This is a genomic window from Leyella stercorea (assembly GCF_021531655.1).
The window spans coordinates 1-16,785 of record NZ_JADYUF010000035.1; the positions used below are offsets into that span (position 1 = coordinate 1).

Below are 16,785 nucleotides of genomic sequence, written 5' to 3' on the forward strand. Positions count from 1 at the left end.
TTTCGGGGCTTTGTGGGGCTTTTATCTCTTACAACCCTATTCTAACGCTTCCGCCTGTCATAATCCACAATCCCGGCTGGCGCACAGCACCCAGGTCGTAGTATCTGTGGCATGTAATATTGTCGGCCTTTACGTAAAGGCTGTACGACGGAGCGGTCCACATCAGCTTGACATCCACCTTTGTATAAGGCGAATAGTTGTTCATGCGCTGCTGCCAACGTACTGCCCACGATGCCGAAAGACGACTCCAGATGCGATGGTCGAGCTGGAATGTGGCCTTATGGCGCAAGTATTCCAAGGCGTAGAGCGAACCGAATATCTCGCGGTCGGTCTCGTGCTTCTGATGTATGAAGGCATAACCAGCCTTGATGCGTGTGATGAACGAACCCGGAACGAGCTCGTCCATATTGAGCGTAACGTCAGCCGAATAGCCCATATTGTCGAGTTTGCCGATGTTCATCGCCTGATACTTACGACTCTCGGAAGTTGGGTAAACCCAGTCGATGATATTCTTGCCCTCTGAGTAGAATCCGCTCAACACAGCCTCAACGCCACGTGTGCGGTAGCGTGTACCAATCTTGAAGGTAGAATTGCGCTCGGGGCTGAGGTTGGGATCGCCCTGCTGTGCCGAATTTGAAGTATAAAGGTCGGTGAATGTGGGCACACGCAGCGCCTTGTTCCACGATGCATAGAACTTCCAGTTGTCGCTCGGACGATAAGAGATGTCTACACCAGGATAGAAACGGAAACGGTTGTCAAGACCAGTATTGCGATTTGCAAGTACGCCAGCCGACAAAGTGAAGCCACCGAGAATCACGTTATGCTCGAGGAATAGGCTCGTGTTGGTGCGGTCGCCACGATGGTCGTAGTGGCGGTCGGAACCGTGTATGGCGGTCCACTCGCTCTCGTCGAGCAGCATTCCGTATGCCGTACTGAGTATATGCTCCTTGCGCAGGTCGACACCAACGGCTGTCTTGCCCAACAGCCATGTAGCATGGGCGTTGAGAGCGGCTCCATATACGTCCATACGGTGATAGTTCTCGCCGTTCTTGGCACCTTCCTTGCCTCGCGTAAGCTGATAATGGTCGACGTCGCGGTGCCAATATACCGAGGGCGAGAACACCAGACGCTCGTCGGCAAACGGACGAATGTCGGCAAGAGCCGATGCCATGAAGCGGCGTGTAGCCTCCCACTGGTTGTTGAAGCGGGCGCTGTAGAATGTCGAAGCACCATAATCCTGCGACGACAGACCTCCCTGCCACGACAGATTGACATAGCGCGACTCCCAAGAACCCATGTAATACATGCGACGGCGCTTGAAATCGCTGTTGGCTGTGCCACCGTCGCTCTGCGTATAGCCTCCGCTGAGCTGCTGACTGACGCTGCCCGTGCGAAGACTCAAACCAGCATCGCCACCGAATGTGCCGAACGAGCCTCCTTCGGCCGACACACGCACACTGCTCTCCTTGTCGGTGCGCGTCACGATATTGATGGCTCCGTTGAACGCCGACGATCCGAACACACGTGCCGAAGCACCCTCGAGAACCTCGATGCGCTCAATGTCAGAAAGAGAAACGGGAAAATCGGCTGCATTATGGCCGGTCTGCGGGCTTGACATGTTCACTCCATTCAATAGAATGGTAATCTGGTCGAACGTGCCGCCATTGATGCTGATGTCCGTCTGTACACCAAAGCCACCGCGCTGACGGACATCGACGCCCGTGGCTAACTTAAGAATGTCGTTGATACTTGCCGCCTCCGCACGCTGAATGTCGTCGCGCGAGATGACAGTCACAATCTTTGCCGACTGCAACGCAGTGAGCGGAGCACGCGAACCGGTGACAAGCACCTCGTCGAGCTTCACCTCCTGACGGCCAAGTGAGTCGGCTGCCATTGCTGTAGCAGCAGGCTTGGTACTGATTCCGTCTGCCTTGGCGTAGGTCAAAGTTGCCACGCTAAGGGTGCAGATGAGCACCTCACGTCCGATACAGCTGAACAGAGCATAGCTACGGCGCGAGAAATGCTTGAAGCGCAGAGCCTGTCTGTCGTTAAATCTGTGTCTGTACATAGATTTGTTGAATTAATTAATAAAATGAATAAAATTATACAGGGGCGTATATTTTAAAAACTCGCACTACCAATCGCTGGCAATGCGAGTTGTCGTTGCAGCGCTGTGCAACTTATTTTGAAAAATAATTGTATATCATTTATTTCTCAGCGTCGATAGCCTTAATCTTCTGGCGAACCAGTTCGAGGTCGTCGCGCAGGTTCTGCACCTTGCGATTCATCTCGTCGATAAGGCTGTTGCCCTTCTTAGAGCTTGCGTTAAGGAAACCGAGATTGTTCTCGTAGGTCTGGATTTCCTGCTTGAGCTGGTCGAAACGACGCATCAGGCGTGAGCGCTCTGAGCCCAAAGCCTCCTCGCCACGCTTTGCCATGTTCTTGATGTTCGACTTGAAGTCGTCAAGACGGCGGCGCTTTGTGGTGATGTTAAGCTGACGATATATAACGTCGAGCGCCTCATGATACTCGGCATAGAGGGCGTCCTTCTCCTTGAAGGGCACGTGTCCCACCTTATTATATTCGTCGACGAGAGCCTGAACCTGATTCTTTGTGGCTTCAGCACCAAGACCCTTGAGCTGAGCAATGAGCTCGCGCTTCTTGTCGAGATTGGCACGTTCCTCGCCACGTGTGCCTGCGTTGGCAGCCTTGCGTGCTTCGAAGAACTTGTTGCAAGCTCCGAGGAACTCGTTCCAGAGCTGGTCGCCGAGCTTCTTTGGAACCTGACCTACGGTCTTCCATTCCTTCTGAAGGGCGATGAGCTTGTCGCTTGTAGACTTCCACTCGGTGCTTTCAGCCAGTGCCTTAGCCTTCTCGACGAGGGCCTTCTTGCGCTCGATGTTGTCGGCATAGGCTGCCTTGAGCTGCTTGAAGAACTCAGTCTTGCGGCCGAAGAAGTCGTCGCACGCTGCACGGAAGCGCTCGAATATCTTGACATTCATCTTCTGTGGTGCAAAACCGATGGTCTTCCACTCGTTCTGTATTTCGATTATCTCCTTAGAGTGCTTCTCCCAGTCGGCAGCGCCCTTGTTTTCGAGCTTGCCAATCTCCTCTACCTTCTCGCAGAGAGTGGTCTTGCGTGCGAGGTTTTCCTCTTCACCGGCGCGAAGGTCCTCAAAGTGCTGTTGATGACGCTTGTTGATGACGGTCGATGCAGCCTTGAAGCGTGTCCAGATCTGCTCGCGCAACTCCTTGGCAACGGGACCAGTCTCACGATATTGCTGATGAAGTTCCTGCAACTGGTGGAATGCGCTGATTACATCTTCCTCATCGGCGAGCTTCTCAGCAGCCTCACACAGCTTGGTCTTTATCTCAAGATTCTTCTTGAAATCGTACTCGCGAGCCTCCGAGTTGAGCTTCAGCAGGTCGTAATACTGCTCGACATAGAGCTGGTAGTTGCGCCACAGCTCGCTGGCTTTCTCTGCCGGCACAGCCTTGATGTCCTTCCACTCCTGCTGCAGTTCCTTAAACTCATTGTACGACTTGTTGGCCTCATCGGGCGATGTAGCCATTGCCTTGATACGTTCGATGATGGCGAGCTTCTTCTCAAGGTTGGCCTGCTTCTCGGCTTCCTGCTCCAGGAACACCTTTGCACGTTTTTCGCGCACCACAGCCATTTGCTCTTTGAATGTTTCTTCGTCTTCGTCGGGCACAATCTGGTATGTTGTGGGATCGCCACCGCCTTCGATGTATTCCTTCAGACGTGCTTCGCGCTCGGCGACGTGCAACTTGTAGAATACAGTCTTAAGCAGATCAATCTCATCTTTGTCAGGATTGTCATCGCTCTGTGCTATCTGCTTCAGGCGTTCTACAACCTCCTGCTTTGTCTTGTATACCTTGTTGTTAGCCACCGGCTGTTCGGCGGGAGTGTCAACGTTCTTGACTTCAGCTACGTTCTCCACATTCGCCACTTCTTGTGTACCTTGATTCAAGGCTTTCTCTTGAGAGTCCATCATTTCACTGTTTTAAGTTTATGATAAGGGTAATTCAAATTCTCACCATGCCAAGGCTTTGCCATGACATGATTTTCATGTTCATATATATTTATATAGGTTGCAAACTTAAATAAAAAAAACCGAAAAGCAACAAAAAAGAACGTTTTTTTATGCTTTTCGGGTCTAAATGGACTCGTTTTGGGGGATTATTGCTAATTATGAGGTTGTTGTATAGTAGTTTGAATGCAGAAAAACGGTTGTCGGAATGCCAAAACAGGAGGCCATGGCACGAAGCCATAACCTCCTGTTTCTTTTAAATATTTGTATCAAAGGTTTACTTAAGCACCTCGATGGCACGCTGCAAACGCTTGATGGTTTCTTCCTTTCCGAGGAATGCCGAGATGTCGAACATGCCCGGACCCTTGCCTATACCAACAAGCGCAAGGCGGAATGCGTTCATAACGTCGCCCAGTTTGTAGCCCTTATCCTCTACCCACTTCATCACGACGGGCTCCTGTCCCTCGATAGAGAAGTCGTCTATGCCGTTGAGAACTTCTGCCAACTCGCCCATAACCTTGGCTGAGTCTTCCTTCCAGCGCTTCTTGACGGTCTTCTGGTCGTACTCTGTAGGGGCGATGAAGAAGAACGAGCACAGAGGCCAAAGCTCCTTGACGAAGCTCACACGGTCCTTCATCATAGCCACAACCTGTGTTATACGCTCCATCGACTCGTCCACTCCGTTGTTGGCAACGATAGGTGCGAAGAGGTCGGCAATCTCCTCGTTCGACTTGCGCAGGATGTACTCGTGGTTGAACCAGATGCCCTTCTGGAAGTCGAACTTGGCACCCGACTTAGAGCACTTGTGTATATCGAACTGCTCAACAAGATCGTCAAGCGAGAACATCTCCTGCTCTGTACCCGGATTCCAGCCCAGCAAGGCGAGGAAATTGACTACAGCCTCGGGGAAGTAGCCGCTCTCACGATAGCCTGAAGAAACGTCACCAGTCTTGGGATCGTGCCACTCAAGCGGGAACACGGGGAAACCGAGACGGTCACCGTCGCGCTTCGAGAGTTTGCCCTTACCCTCCGGCTTGAGCAGAAGCGGCAGGTGGGCGAATGTAGGCATAGTGTCTTCCCATCCGAAGGCACGATAAAGCAGAACGTGAAGCGGTGCGCTGGGCAGCCATTCTTCGCCACGTATCACGTGAGTAATCTCCATAAGGTGGTCGTCAACGATATTTGCCAAGTGATAAGTGGGCAGTTCGTCGGCGCTCTTGTAGAGCACCTTGTCGTCGAGAATGTCGCTCTTAATCTTCACATCGCCACGAATCATGTCGTCTACATGCACTTCAATGCCCGGCTCAACCATGAAACGCACCACATACTGCTTGCCGTCGTTGATGCGACGTTCTACTTCCTCCTTCGGGAGAGTGAGCGAGTTGGTCATCTGCATACGTGTCTTGGCATCGTACTGGAAGTTCTGAATCTCCGCACGCTTTGCTTCAAGCTGCTCGGGAGTATCGAATGCTATGTAAGCCTTGCCGTCGGCAAGGAGCTGGTCGACATATTTCTTATATATGGCGCGACGCTCGCTCTGACGATACGGGCCGTGATCGCCACCGAACGAAACTCCTTCGTCAAACTTGATACCGAGCCAACGGAACGACTCGATGATATAATCTTCGGCTCCAGGCACAAAGCGATGAGAGTCGGTATCCTCAATACGGAACACCAAGTCGCCACCGTGCTGACGCGCGAATAGATAGTTATACAATGCTGTACGCACACCACCGATGTGCAAAGGTCCTGTTGGGCTTGGCGCGAAGCGCACCCTTACTTTTCTATCTGACATATTATAGTATGTTTTTATTTTTGTGTACAAAGGTAGTAAGTTTTTCTCAATTTAGACATTTTTTTTGTAATATTGCAGTCCAAACCTATAATAAGACAATATATGTACAGAATTGAGAAGAGCAGAAAACATTTCTGGCGCAATATGTTCACCCGTATAGCGCTGGTATTGGTGACTGTGACGGTGATAGTATGGTCGCTGCCGCGCAACGAGGGTCAGCGATTCAGATACGACATCGGCAAGCCGTGGATGTACGGCTCGTTCATTGCCAAGTTCGACTTTCCTATCTACAAGACCGACGAGACCATAAAAGCCCAGGAGGACTCGCTGCTGCAGACCTACCAACCTTACTACAACTACGACAAGACGGTGGAGAAGAAGCAGGTGAGCAAGTTCCTCTCCGACTTCCACGACGGCATTCCCGGACTGCCACACCAGTACATCGACATAATAGCCAAGCAGCTGCACCGGTTGTATCAGACGGGTATCATGGACACGCCCGAATACAACGAGATATATCGCGACTCCACTTCGCTGGTGCGCGTGGTCATAGGCAACAACGCACAGACCATGCCGCTCAACGAAATCTACTCTACGCTGTCGGCTTACGAGCAGATATTCCTCGACGACGTGGTAGCACAGCAACGCCCGTTGTTACAGCGTTGCAATCTGAACAACTACATCGAGCCTAACCTTATATATGATAAGGAACGCTCGCTGACCGAACGCAACGACCTGCTGTCGTCCATACCGCCTGCCAGCGGAATGGTGATGAGCGGACAAAAGGTGATTGACCGTGGCGACATTGTCGACGAATACACCTACCGCGTGCTCAACTCGTTCGAGCGAGAGATAAAACGCCGCTCGGCAACGCAGAATGAGATAACAAGCACCATTATCGGACAGATAATACTTGTGACCCTTATGGTGACACTATTCACCATATATCTCGCCCTGTTCCGACGCGACTACTTCAACAAGCCGCGCTCCATCGCCATGCTCTACTCGCTCATTACGCTCTTCCCGGTGATAGTGGCTATAATGATGCGCCACAACTTTCTGAGCGTCTACATAGTGCCATTCGCCATGGTTCCGATGTTTGTGCGTGTGTTTATGGACTCGCGCACGGCGTTCATCTCGCACGTCACGATGCTGCTTATATGCACCATCGCCGTGAGATACCAGTACGAATTCATCATCATTCAGATTGTAGCGGGCCTGATAGCCATCTATTCGCTGCGCGAACTGACACGCCGTGCCCAGGTGTTCAAGACCGGAATACTCGTGGCAATGGGCAGCGCACTGGTATATCTGGCTCTGCAGATGATTCAGGACAACGACTTCACCATCATGGATCATGACATGTACTACCACTTTGTGGTTAATGGCGTGCTGCTGTTGCTCGCCTATCCGCTGATGTACATCGTCGAAAAGATGTTCGGATTCGTGTCGAGCGTGACGCTGTTTGAGCTGTCCAACACCAACCGCGGACTGCTGCGCGACCTCTCGGAGATAGCGCCCGGCACCTTCCAGCACTCCATCACGGTGGGCAATCTTGCTGCCGAGATAGCCAATAAGATTGGTGCCAACTCGCTTCTGGTGCGTACCGGTGCGCTGTATCACGACATAGGCAAAATGGCCGACCCCGTTTTCTTCACCGAAAATCAAGCAGGTGTCAACCCACACGACCACCTCGACTATAAGGAGAGCGCACGCATCATCATCAATCACGTCACCGAGGGCGTGAAAATGGCTGAACGTGAGAATCTGCCTACCATCATACGCGACTTCATCGTGACCCACCATGGCACGGGAATGACCAAGTTCTTCTACATTAAATACAAGAATGAGCATCCCGACGAAGAGATTGACCCGAAGCCGTTTGAATACCCGGGTCCCAACCCGTTCACACGCGAGCAGGCAATCCTCATGATTGCCGACGGCGTGGAGGCTGCTTCGCGCTCAATAACAGAATATACAGAGGAGAACATCGCCACACTGGTAAACAAAATCATCGACGGCGACGTGGCTGACGGCTACTTCAAGGATTGTCCAATCACATTCCGCGACATAGCCCTCGCCAAAATCGTACTCATCGAACGCCTCAAAGCAATATACCACACACGTATATCGTATCCTGAGGCGAAGAAGTAAAGGCAATACAAATATTGTACACGCAGTAAAAAAGTGTTACAAAACGAAAAATGATTCTAGAAATTTCAGAGGCGGTTTTTATCGGTTTTTCAACGTAAAATACCACTCTCTATCTCCATCCGAGGCTTCTTTGCATTGCAAAAGGACTACTTTTGGAATGCAAAGGAGCCTTTTTTGTAAAGCAAAAGGGGCCTAAACGGAGGGTAAAAACGGTCGTTTTGCGACGAAAAGGAGTCCTTTTAACGATATTTTTTTTGCACACTTGCTACGCTTACGTAATAACAACGTGTGTATCAACAGCTTACCGCTGCACGCGCAAAACTCGAGAATTTCGAGTTTAAGATTTCCTTGTGCGCTCAACCCATAGTTTTGAGGGCTTAAAAATGCAAATATTGTGATGAGACGGTGATGCGCTGAGAGGGTGATATAGCCATTGGCAACATACAAAGAAGCGGCAATCACACGATAAATTAATATCGATGCGATTGCCGCATAACCACTTGTTACCGAAACTTAAGGTATATGGCGGAATTTTAAGCAATTTATTCGTTCAGACTTAGAAGTTGATGTCCAGTCCTACTCCAAACACATTGTTGTTACGAGTGAAGTCGGCTGAATAGTTGTTCTTCTGTGTCTTCATTGTCTCGTAGAAAGTATGGAAGTAGGCCACCTGCAAATCCATCTTCTTTGAGAGGTGGATTACACCACCTACACCTACAGAGTTTGAGCTGACAATGAACGACTTGTCGTCCATGTAGTCGTTGGTCATGCCGTAGCTTGTGCGCTGCCAGCCGGTGCTTACGGTGAACTTCTTGTTGAGATCGTACTCTACACCTGCGCTGTATTCGAAAGTTCCGCGGTCGAGCTTCTTCTGACGGTTGTTGTAAGAAGTAGCGTGCTTGTCGTCAAACCAGTGGAAACCTACGTTGATACGCAACTCGTCGATTGGCTTGTAGCCTACACCTACAGTGAGAAGCGAAGGAATGTCGCCCTCAATCTTCTTGCCGTCTTCGTATTCGCCGATTGCTTCGTCAAGCTCTGAGTCAAATTGCTGCTTGAGACCAAGCATTTTTGCCTGTACTGAAGTATTACCCAGCACTTCAGCAGTCTTCTTCTGGGCAGCCGCAGCAGCTGCCTCAGCTCCCATACCCATGCCAACAAACTTGTTGGTAAGAATACCATTCATCTGTGTGGCAAGGTTGCTTGGAAGGTTACCGATTGACGGAGACTGGTTTACCGACTTGTTCTTAAGACGCATACGGGTCTTGAACTCATACTTAGCCGAGAAGTTCCAGCGGCCAGTCTTAAAGTCTACGCCAATCATCGGAGTGAATCCGAGTCCGGTCTGGTCGCAGCTGAGTTCTATATCGGCTGCATTGGTCTTGGTAGGGTCAAGAACCTGATAGAGAGGCATGTTGCCTACCTTGATGTCGCGTACATATCCATAGTAACTGCACAATGCATATACGGTACGCACACCGCCATATACTGCGAAGTTGTCATTTACCTTATAAGCAGCACCTATAGAAATACCGTAGTAATACTGACGACCGTGCATATAGCTGTCGTAGGTATACTTGCCTGTCTTTCCAAAAGCCTGATCGGAAGTAAACATAGTAGCACCAAGAACATCATCTATTTTATCAGCAAGTCCGCATGCTCCCATAGCTGTTTCGCTCACAATCTTCTCGAACGAACCAAGTCCGTTGTCGAAAGTACACTTTCCACCGCCACCGGCAAGTGCCAGGTTAGCCTGGAACGACCAGTGTCCTTTGTTGTAAGCATATTGGAGTGAGGGAATGACGGGGGCGAAAGCCTTACCCTTGAATGTACGTGGAGTGAAAGGATTGTTCACGTTGTTGGTGAACAACTGGTAGTCGTTCTTGATAGAACGGTGCTGATAAGCCAACTGCCAGTTGAGCGAGAGGTGATGACCCTGACCCAAAAACGCAACGCCAGCCGGGTTGAAATAAACGCCGTCAATGCCGATTGACGCCTCACGGCTCATCATACGGTTGAAAGCTATGTTCTGATTGGTGTTTGTAAGTAGTCCTCCTGCAAACGAAAAGCTGCTTGAGGCAATCGCTGCTGTCAAGCAAACTGTCTTGATTTTGTTCATCTTAATTTAATTACCTTTAAAATATTGGTTGCAAAGGTAATCAGATTGTCCTATTCTTCCGTAAAAACAAATACTTATTTAAGGTCTATTAACAGAAAAAGTACAAAACCTTGCACAAACAAAAGGTTTTGTGCAAGGTTTCGGTATGAATTTGTCAGAAATTTTGGTTTTATTTGTCTGAAAACAGAGATTTCATTCCCTCATTTTCAAAAGGACTCGTTTTGCCTTTAAAAAGGACTCGTTTTGATGTGCAAAAGGAGTCCTTTTGGAGTGTAAAAGGAATCCTTTTGGAAGGCAAAAGGACTACATTTGAAAACCATGGTGAATTATTCCGTGAAACCACCTTATTATATAGGTGTTTTAGCTGTTTTGGATTGGCGTTTTAGCTGTTTTTGGATTGCTAAGAGAAGGAAAAACGATGAAATAAAATAAATAATAATATAAATCGGTATACATTCGATTAAAAAGTAGTAACTTTGCAAACGATAGAATTCAAATCAAAACACATATACAAGCAGTATGATTTTATTTTTCATGACTCCAAGCAAGAGCGTGATCGCTACAGAAGTGGATCACCAGCTCTCACAAGATGAGATCAATGAACTGTGTTGGCTGTACGGCGGTGCTACACTCATAGAGGGTGAGACCGTCGAGGGCTTCTTCGTGGGCCCACGCCGCGAAATGATTACTCCATGGAGTACGAATGCCGTAGAGATAACTCAGAATATGAGCCTCCACGGCATTTCGCGTATAGAGGAGTACTTCCCCGTCGACTCGAAAGATGCCGACCACGACCCTATGCTTCAGCGCATGTACGAGGGTCTGAACCAGGACATCTTCACCGTTAACCACCAGCCTGAGCCTATCAAGCGCGTGGAGAACATCGAGGAATACAACGAGCAGGAGGGTCTGGCTCTGTCGGCTGAAGAGATTGAATATCTCCATAAGATAGAGAAGGAATTGGGCCGTCCGCTTACAGACTCTGAAATATTCGGTTTCGCACAGATCAACTCTGAGCACTGCCGCCACAAGATATTCGGCGGTACATTCATCATCGACGGCAAGGAAATGGAGTCGTCGCTGTTTGCAATGATCAAGCAGACCACCAAGGAGAACCCCAACAAGATTCTCTCTGCTTATAAAGATAATGTGGCTTTCGCACAGGGTCCGGTCGTAGAGCAGTTCGCTCCGAAGGACCAGTCTACAAGCGACTACTTTCAGGTGAAGGACATCGAGAGCGTCATCTCGCTCAAGGCTGAGACTCACAACTTCCCTACTACCGTTGAGCCGTTCAACGGTGCCGCGACTGGTACGGGTGGCGAAATTCGCGACCGTATGGGCGGTGGCGTTGGTTCATGGCCTATCGCCGGTACAGCTGTGTACATGACAGCCTATCCGCGTCTTCATGACGACGACAACCAGACACGCGACTGGGAGGACATCATGCCCGTCCGCAAGTGGCTTTATCAGACTCCGGAGCAGATTCTTATCAAGGCTTCGAACGGAGCAAGCGACTTCGGCAACAAGTTCGGACAACCTCTCATCACCGGTTCGTTGCTCACTTTCGAGCATCAGGAGGGCAATGAGAAGTATGCTTACGACAAAGTGATCATGCTTGCAGGCGGTGTTGGCTACGGCACAAAGCGCGACTGCCTCAAGAAGGAGCCGCAGAAGGGCAACAAGGTTGTCGTTGTTGGTGGCGACAACTATCGCATCGGTCTCGGTGGCGGTTCTGTATCGTCAGTTGATACCGGCCGTTACAGCAACGGTATCGAGCTGAACGCCGTTCAGCGTGCCAACCCTGAGATGCAGAAACGTGCCTACAACCTCGTACGCGCATTGTGCGAGGAGGATGTAAACCCGGTAGTAAGTATCCACGACCACGGTTCGGCTGGTCACCTCAACTGCCTCTCGGAGCTCGTAGAGGAGTGCGGTGGCGAGATTGACATGACCAAACTGCCTATCGGCGACAAGACTCTCTCGGCTAAGGAGATTATCGCCAACGAGAGCCAGGAGCGTATGGGCCTGCTCATCGACGAGAAGCACATCGACCACGTACGCCGTATTGCAGAGCGCGAGCGTGCTCCGCTGTATGTAGTAGGTGAAACAACGGGCGACGCCCACTTCTCATTCAAGCAGGGCGACGGCGTTAAGCCGTTCGACTTGGACGTTGCTCAGATGTTCGGTCACTCACCCAAGACCATCATGCGCGACGAAACTGTGGAGCGTCACTATAAGGATGCCGAGTATACTCACGAAGAAACATCAGAGAACGGTAAGGACGATGTACTCGACAAGTACGTCAGCCGCGTGCTGCAACTTGAGGCTGTGGCATGTAAGGACTGGTTGACCAACAAGGTAGACCGTTCGGTAACGGGCAAGATTGCACGTCAGCAGTGCCAGGGCCAGATTCAGCTGCCGCTGTCAGACTGCGGCGTTGTGGCTCTCGACTATCGTGGAAAGAAGGGTATCGCTACTGCTCTCGGCCATGCTCCGCAGGCTGGTTTGGCTTCACCTGAAGCTGGTTCGGTTCTATCTGTAGCCGAGGCTCTGACCAATATCGTTTGGGCTCCTCTTGCCGACGGCATGAACAGCCTTTCGCTTTCAGCCAACTGGATGTGGCCTTGCCGCTCGCAGAAGGGCGAAGACGCTCGTCTTTACAGCGCCGTTAAGGCACTGAGTGAGTTCTGTATCGACTTGAAGATTAACGTTCCGACCGGTAAAGACTCGCTGTCGCTTACACAGCAGTATCCCAACGGCGAGAAGATCATCGCTCCGGGCACCGTTATCGTAAGCGCAGGTGGCGAGGTTTCGGACATACGCAAGGTTGTTTCGCCCGTATTGGTAAACGATAAGAACTCTTCACTCTATCATATCGACTTTTCGTTCGACGAGCAGCGTCTTGGCGGCAGTGCCTTTGCACAGAGCCTCGGATTCGTTGGCGACGACGTTCCTACCGTAAAGAACCCCGAATACTTCGCCGACTGCTTCAACGCAGTTCAGGAAATGATCGAGAAGGGTTGGATTATGGCTGGTCACGACATCTCTGCCGGCGGTCTGATTACAACATTGCTCGAAATGTGCTTCGCCAATACTGAGGGCGGTATGCACATCAACCTGCACAGCCTTGCAGGCAACGACATCATCAAGATGCTCCTTGCCGAGAACCCGGGCGTTGTTATCCAGGTTTCAGACAAGTACAAGGAGGAGTTCAAGGACTACATGGAGGAGAACGGTATCGGCTACGCCAAGATCGGTTATCCCACTCCTTCAGAGCGCACCATCGTCATCAAGAAGGACGAATACACTCATACCTTCGACATCGACGCTCTGCGCGACACATGGTTCAAGACCTCTTACCTGCTCGACCGCGACCAGAGCTTCAACGGTTGTGCTGCAAAACGCCGCGACAACTACAAGAAGCAGCCTGTAGAAATGAAGTTCCACGACTCGTTCAAGGGCTCACTCGATAGCTACGGAATATCTGCCGACCGTCGCACAGCATCGGGCATCAAGGCTGCTATCATCCGTGAGAAGGGTACAAACGGCGAGCGTGAGATGGCATACTCGCTCTATCTTGCAGGCTTCGACGTTAAGGACGTTATGATGACCGACCTCATCACCGGCCGCGAGACACTCGAAGACGTCAACATGATAGTATTCTGTGGCGGATTCTCTAACTCCGACGTGCTTGGTTCGGCTAAGGGTTGGGCAGGTGCATTCCTCTTCAATCCGAAGGCAAAGGAGGCTCTCGACAAGTTCTATGCACGCAAGGACACCCTGTCATTGGGTATCTGCAACGGCTGCCAGCTTATGGTTGAGCTCAACCTTATCAATCCTGAGCACGAGCACCGCACACGTATGCTGCACAACAACTCGCACAAGTTTGAGAGCACATTCCTCGGTTTGGAGATTCCGCAGAACAACAGCGTGATGTTCTCTTCACTCAGTGGCGACAAGCTCGGCATCTGGGTGGCTCACGGCGAGGGCAAGTTCTCATTGCCTGAGGCTGAGGACAAGTACAACGTTGTGGCTCGCTATAACTACGCAGAGTATCCTGGCAACCCGAACGGATCAGACTATAACGTAGCTGGTATATGTTCAGCCGACGGCCGTCATTTGGCAATGATGCCCCACTTGGAGCGCGCCATCTTCCCATGGCAGAACGCTTGGTATCCTGCCGAGCGTCGTCAGGACGACGTTACACCTTGGATTGAGGCATTCGTCAATGCACGCAAGTGGATTGAGAACAATAAATAATTAATAAAGCCCCACTCCCAACCCTCCCCAGAAGGGAGAGAGCGGTATGTCAATACCGTCTGTTGGGAGTGGGGCTTTTTCTGTTTATGGAATGGTTTTTATATGTACATCAATTTATTCCGTATCTTTTTTAAAATAGGATTTTTCACTCTTGGCGGCGGTTATGCTATGATTCCACAGATTGAATCGGAGATAGTAGACCGTCATAAATGGATGGATCGCAAGGATTTTCTCGACCTTATAGCCGTGGCACAGACGTGTCCCGGAGCTTTGGCTGTGAACATGAGCGTGTATATAGGCTACAAGCTGCGCAAGATGGGAGGTGCCGTGTGCGCCACATTGGGCGTTGCACTGCCGTCGTTCGTGATAATATTGCTCATAGCCATGTTCTTCCATCAGTTTCAAGACAACGAAGTGGTACGCTCCATATTCAACGGCATACGCCCGGCTGTAGTCGCTTTGATATGCGCACCGGTGTTCAGCATGGGTCGTGCAGCCCGTATCACATGGATAAACTGCTGGATTCCTATAGCCTGCGCGCTGCTTATATGGCTGCTTGAAGTGAATCCTATCTTCGTTCTTACCGCAGCAGGAATGTGCGGATATTTGTATGGACTATTAATAAAACCAACCGAATGATATTTCTGAAACTCTTTTTCACCTTCTTCAAGATAGGTCTGTTCGGATTTGGAGGCGGTTACGGAATGCTGTCGCTCATTCAGAGCGAGACGGTGACACACAACGCGTGGATGACATCAGCCGAATTTGCCAACATTGTAGCAATAAGCCAGATGACGCCAGGCCCCATCGGCATCAATGCCGCTACCTATTGCGGATACACTGCTGTACATAATGCTGCCATGGGCGAGACAATGGCTGTGCTGGGCAGCGCCACTGCCACACTGGCACTGGTACTACCGTCGTTCATTCTTATGATTATGATTAGTCGGTTGTTCATGAAATACATGAACTCAATGATGGTGCAAAGCATCATGTCGGGTCTGCGCCCGGCTGTAGTGGGGCTTATTGCCGCCGCCGCATTGCTGTTAATGAACAGCGAGAATTTCTCGGCACCGTCAATAAACCCCTGGTATTTCGGCATCAGCATTTATATTTTCACAGCCACACTCATTGGTACAATGGCGTTAAAAATCAACCCTATACGAATGATATGCTGGGCGGCGTTTGCCGGACTGATGCTGCTTTACTAATTGAAAATTGAGAGTTGAAAGTTGAGAGTTATGATTACCATTTATAATTATAGTTTTGAAATATAATCAACTATACATATCATAACTCTCAACTTTCAACTCTCAACTTTCAATGATACTTCTCTCAACTTTCAACTAATATTCCGCTTCATTAGCCAAATGCCAAGTTGTGAGATATGAAGCGCGTGTTATGTCCGTAAGCTTCGGATAGTTTATGGTCGACGCTTCGTCTGACGGCTGGTTGTAATGAGGCTGTCCGCCAGTGTGAAACCACACGATAGGCACTCCCTTCAGATGGAACGACTGCTGGTCGCTGCCGCCAACGGGATTCTCCCAAGCACGATAATCGGGCTCGAAAGTGCTGAAGTGATATTTATTGATATCGTTCTTGAGCCACTCGCCTAGTTTGGGATGAGCCGCAGTGAAGAAGTACATCAGATACTTGCTGCTTGTACCGCTGCCCACCATGTCGAAGTTGAGATAGCCCTTCACCTTCGACATTTCTGCGAAGTGGTCGGTGAAGTATTGAGAACCGAGCAGTCCAAACTCCTCACCGTCCCAAAAAGCGAACACCACAGTGCGTTCGGGCTGCACTCCACTTGCTACAAAGGCTTTCATAATCTGCAACACGGCAGCCACGCCCGAAGCATTGTCGTCGGCTCCGTTGTATATCTTGTCGCCAGCCAAGTCGTTGTACACGCCCTCATGATCAAGATGAGCGCCCACCACAACATACTCGTCAGTCTTCTTGCCAGGCAACACAGCGAGCACATTACTAAGCGCCATCGACCGATATACACCTTTCTTTATATTAGCAATCGAGTCGGCATTGACATAGTAGCGCACACCTCGCTTCAGCTTCTGCACAGCGGACGCCTCAAAAGGCTGCTCGTACGAATCGCCCAACAGAGGTTTCAGTCCAGCCTGACGTATCTGCGAAATGATGTACTGCTTGGCAATACGCGAGCCACGTTCGCCCGCACGTCTGCCCTCAAGCAGGTCGTCGGCGAGGAAACACACGTGAGCGCGCGCTGCATCCTCGGTGATAGAGCGCATTCCGGCTTCAATCTGAGCCGTGAGATTCTTGTTTGCCTTTGCCGCTTTCTTCTGTGCGGCAAAGGCATTAGTGGTCATGGCAGCCATAACGACAGCCGATGACAAGATTACAGTCTTGATGTTCATCCTGATTATAAA

At 50.3% G+C, this 16,785-nt stretch carries 9 protein-coding genes; 4 read left to right on the forward strand and 5 right to left on the reverse strand.

Annotated features, from left to right (window positions below; all coding sequences use genetic code 11):
• Window positions 1–28: 28 nt before the first annotated feature.
• From I6E49_RS10415 to gltX, 3 genes are all read right to left on the reverse strand, one after another.
• Entirely contained in the window at window positions 29–2,068 is a 2,040-nt protein-coding gene (locus I6E49_RS10415) for a TonB-dependent receptor domain-containing protein (RefSeq protein ID WP_235402188.1), read from the reverse strand.
• 139 nt (window positions 2,069–2,207) lie between these two features.
• Complete coding sequence (locus I6E49_RS10420; protein ID WP_235402189.1) at window positions 2,208–4,016, reverse strand: DUF349 domain-containing protein; 1,809 nt, start codon at window positions 4,014–4,016, stop codon at window positions 2,208–2,210.
• 313 nt (window positions 4,017–4,329) lie between these two features.
• Entirely contained in the window at window positions 4,330–5,847 is a 1,518-nt protein-coding gene (gltX, locus tag I6E49_RS10425) for a glutamate--tRNA ligase (RefSeq protein ID WP_235402191.1), read from the reverse strand.
• Between the two features lie 102 nt (window positions 5,848–5,949).
• Between gltX and I6E49_RS10430 the strand changes: the two genes are divergently transcribed.
• On the forward strand, window positions 5,950–8,001 hold the full coding sequence (locus tag I6E49_RS10430; RefSeq protein WP_235402193.1) for an HD family phosphohydrolase: 2,052 nt from the start codon (window positions 5,950–5,952) through the stop codon (window positions 7,999–8,001).
• Between the two features lie 556 nt (window positions 8,002–8,557).
• Here I6E49_RS10430 and I6E49_RS10435 read toward each other — a convergent pair.
• Window positions 8,558–10,120, reverse strand: coding sequence for an OmpP1/FadL family transporter (locus I6E49_RS10435; protein ID WP_235402194.1), 1,563 nt, complete (start codon window positions 10,118–10,120; stop codon window positions 8,558–8,560).
• Between the two features lie 519 nt (window positions 10,121–10,639).
• Here I6E49_RS10435 and purL point away from each other — a divergent pair.
• From purL to I6E49_RS10450, 3 genes are all read left to right on the forward strand, one after another.
• Window positions 10,640–14,380, forward strand: coding sequence for a phosphoribosylformylglycinamidine synthase (purL, locus tag I6E49_RS10440; RefSeq protein WP_235402195.1), 3,741 nt, complete (start codon window positions 10,640–10,642; stop codon window positions 14,378–14,380).
• Between the two features lie 102 nt (window positions 14,381–14,482).
• On the forward strand, window positions 14,483–15,019 hold the full coding sequence (locus tag I6E49_RS10445) for a chromate transporter (RefSeq protein WP_235402196.1): 537 nt from the start codon (window positions 14,483–14,485) through the stop codon (window positions 15,017–15,019).
• Complete coding sequence (locus tag I6E49_RS10450) at window positions 15,016–15,591, forward strand: chromate transporter (protein WP_235402197.1); 576 nt, start codon at window positions 15,016–15,018, stop codon at window positions 15,589–15,591. The genes I6E49_RS10445 and I6E49_RS10450 overlap by 4 nt, the downstream gene beginning before the upstream one ends.
• A 135-nt stretch (window positions 15,592–15,726) precedes the next feature.
• Here I6E49_RS10450 and I6E49_RS10455 read toward each other — a convergent pair whose 3' ends face one another.
• Window positions 15,727–16,773 carry a M28 family metallopeptidase gene (locus I6E49_RS10455; RefSeq protein ID WP_441006972.1) on the reverse strand — a complete coding sequence of 349 codons (1,047 nt, stop codon included), beginning with the start codon at window positions 16,771–16,773 and terminating at the stop codon, window positions 15,727–15,729.
• Window positions 16,774–16,785 lie beyond the last annotated feature (12 nt).

What these genes read in the sequence shown, in the direction of transcription:
- I6E49_RS10415 (WP_235402188.1), bottom strand. Translation starts at nt 2,068, where the DNA reads ATGTACAGACACAGATTTAACGACAGACAGGCTCTGCGCTTCAAGCAT.
- I6E49_RS10420 (WP_235402189.1), bottom strand. Translation starts at nt 4,016, where the DNA reads ATGATGGACTCTCAAGAGAAAGCCTTGAATCAAGGTACACAAGAAGTG.
- gltX (WP_235402191.1), bottom strand. Translation starts at nt 5,847, where the DNA reads ATGTCAGATAGAAAAGTAAGGGTGCGCTTCGCGCCAAGCCCAACAGGA.
- I6E49_RS10430 (WP_235402193.1), top strand. Translation starts at nt 5,950, where the DNA reads ATGTACAGAATTGAGAAGAGCAGAAAACATTTCTGGCGCAATATGTTC.
- I6E49_RS10435 (WP_235402194.1), bottom strand. Translation starts at nt 10,120, where the DNA reads ATGAACAAAATCAAGACAGTTTGCTTGACAGCAGCGATTGCCTCAAGC.
- purL (WP_235402195.1), top strand. Translation starts at nt 10,640, where the DNA reads ATGATTTTATTTTTCATGACTCCAAGCAAGAGCGTGATCGCTACAGAA.
- I6E49_RS10445 (WP_235402196.1), top strand. Translation starts at nt 14,483, where the DNA reads ATGTACATCAATTTATTCCGTATCTTTTTTAAAATAGGATTTTTCACT.
- I6E49_RS10450 (WP_235402197.1), top strand. Translation starts at nt 15,016, where the DNA reads ATGATATTTCTGAAACTCTTTTTCACCTTCTTCAAGATAGGTCTGTTC.
- I6E49_RS10455 (WP_441006972.1), bottom strand. Translation starts at nt 16,773, where the DNA reads ATGAACATCAAGACTGTAATCTTGTCATCGGCTGTCGTTATGGCTGCC.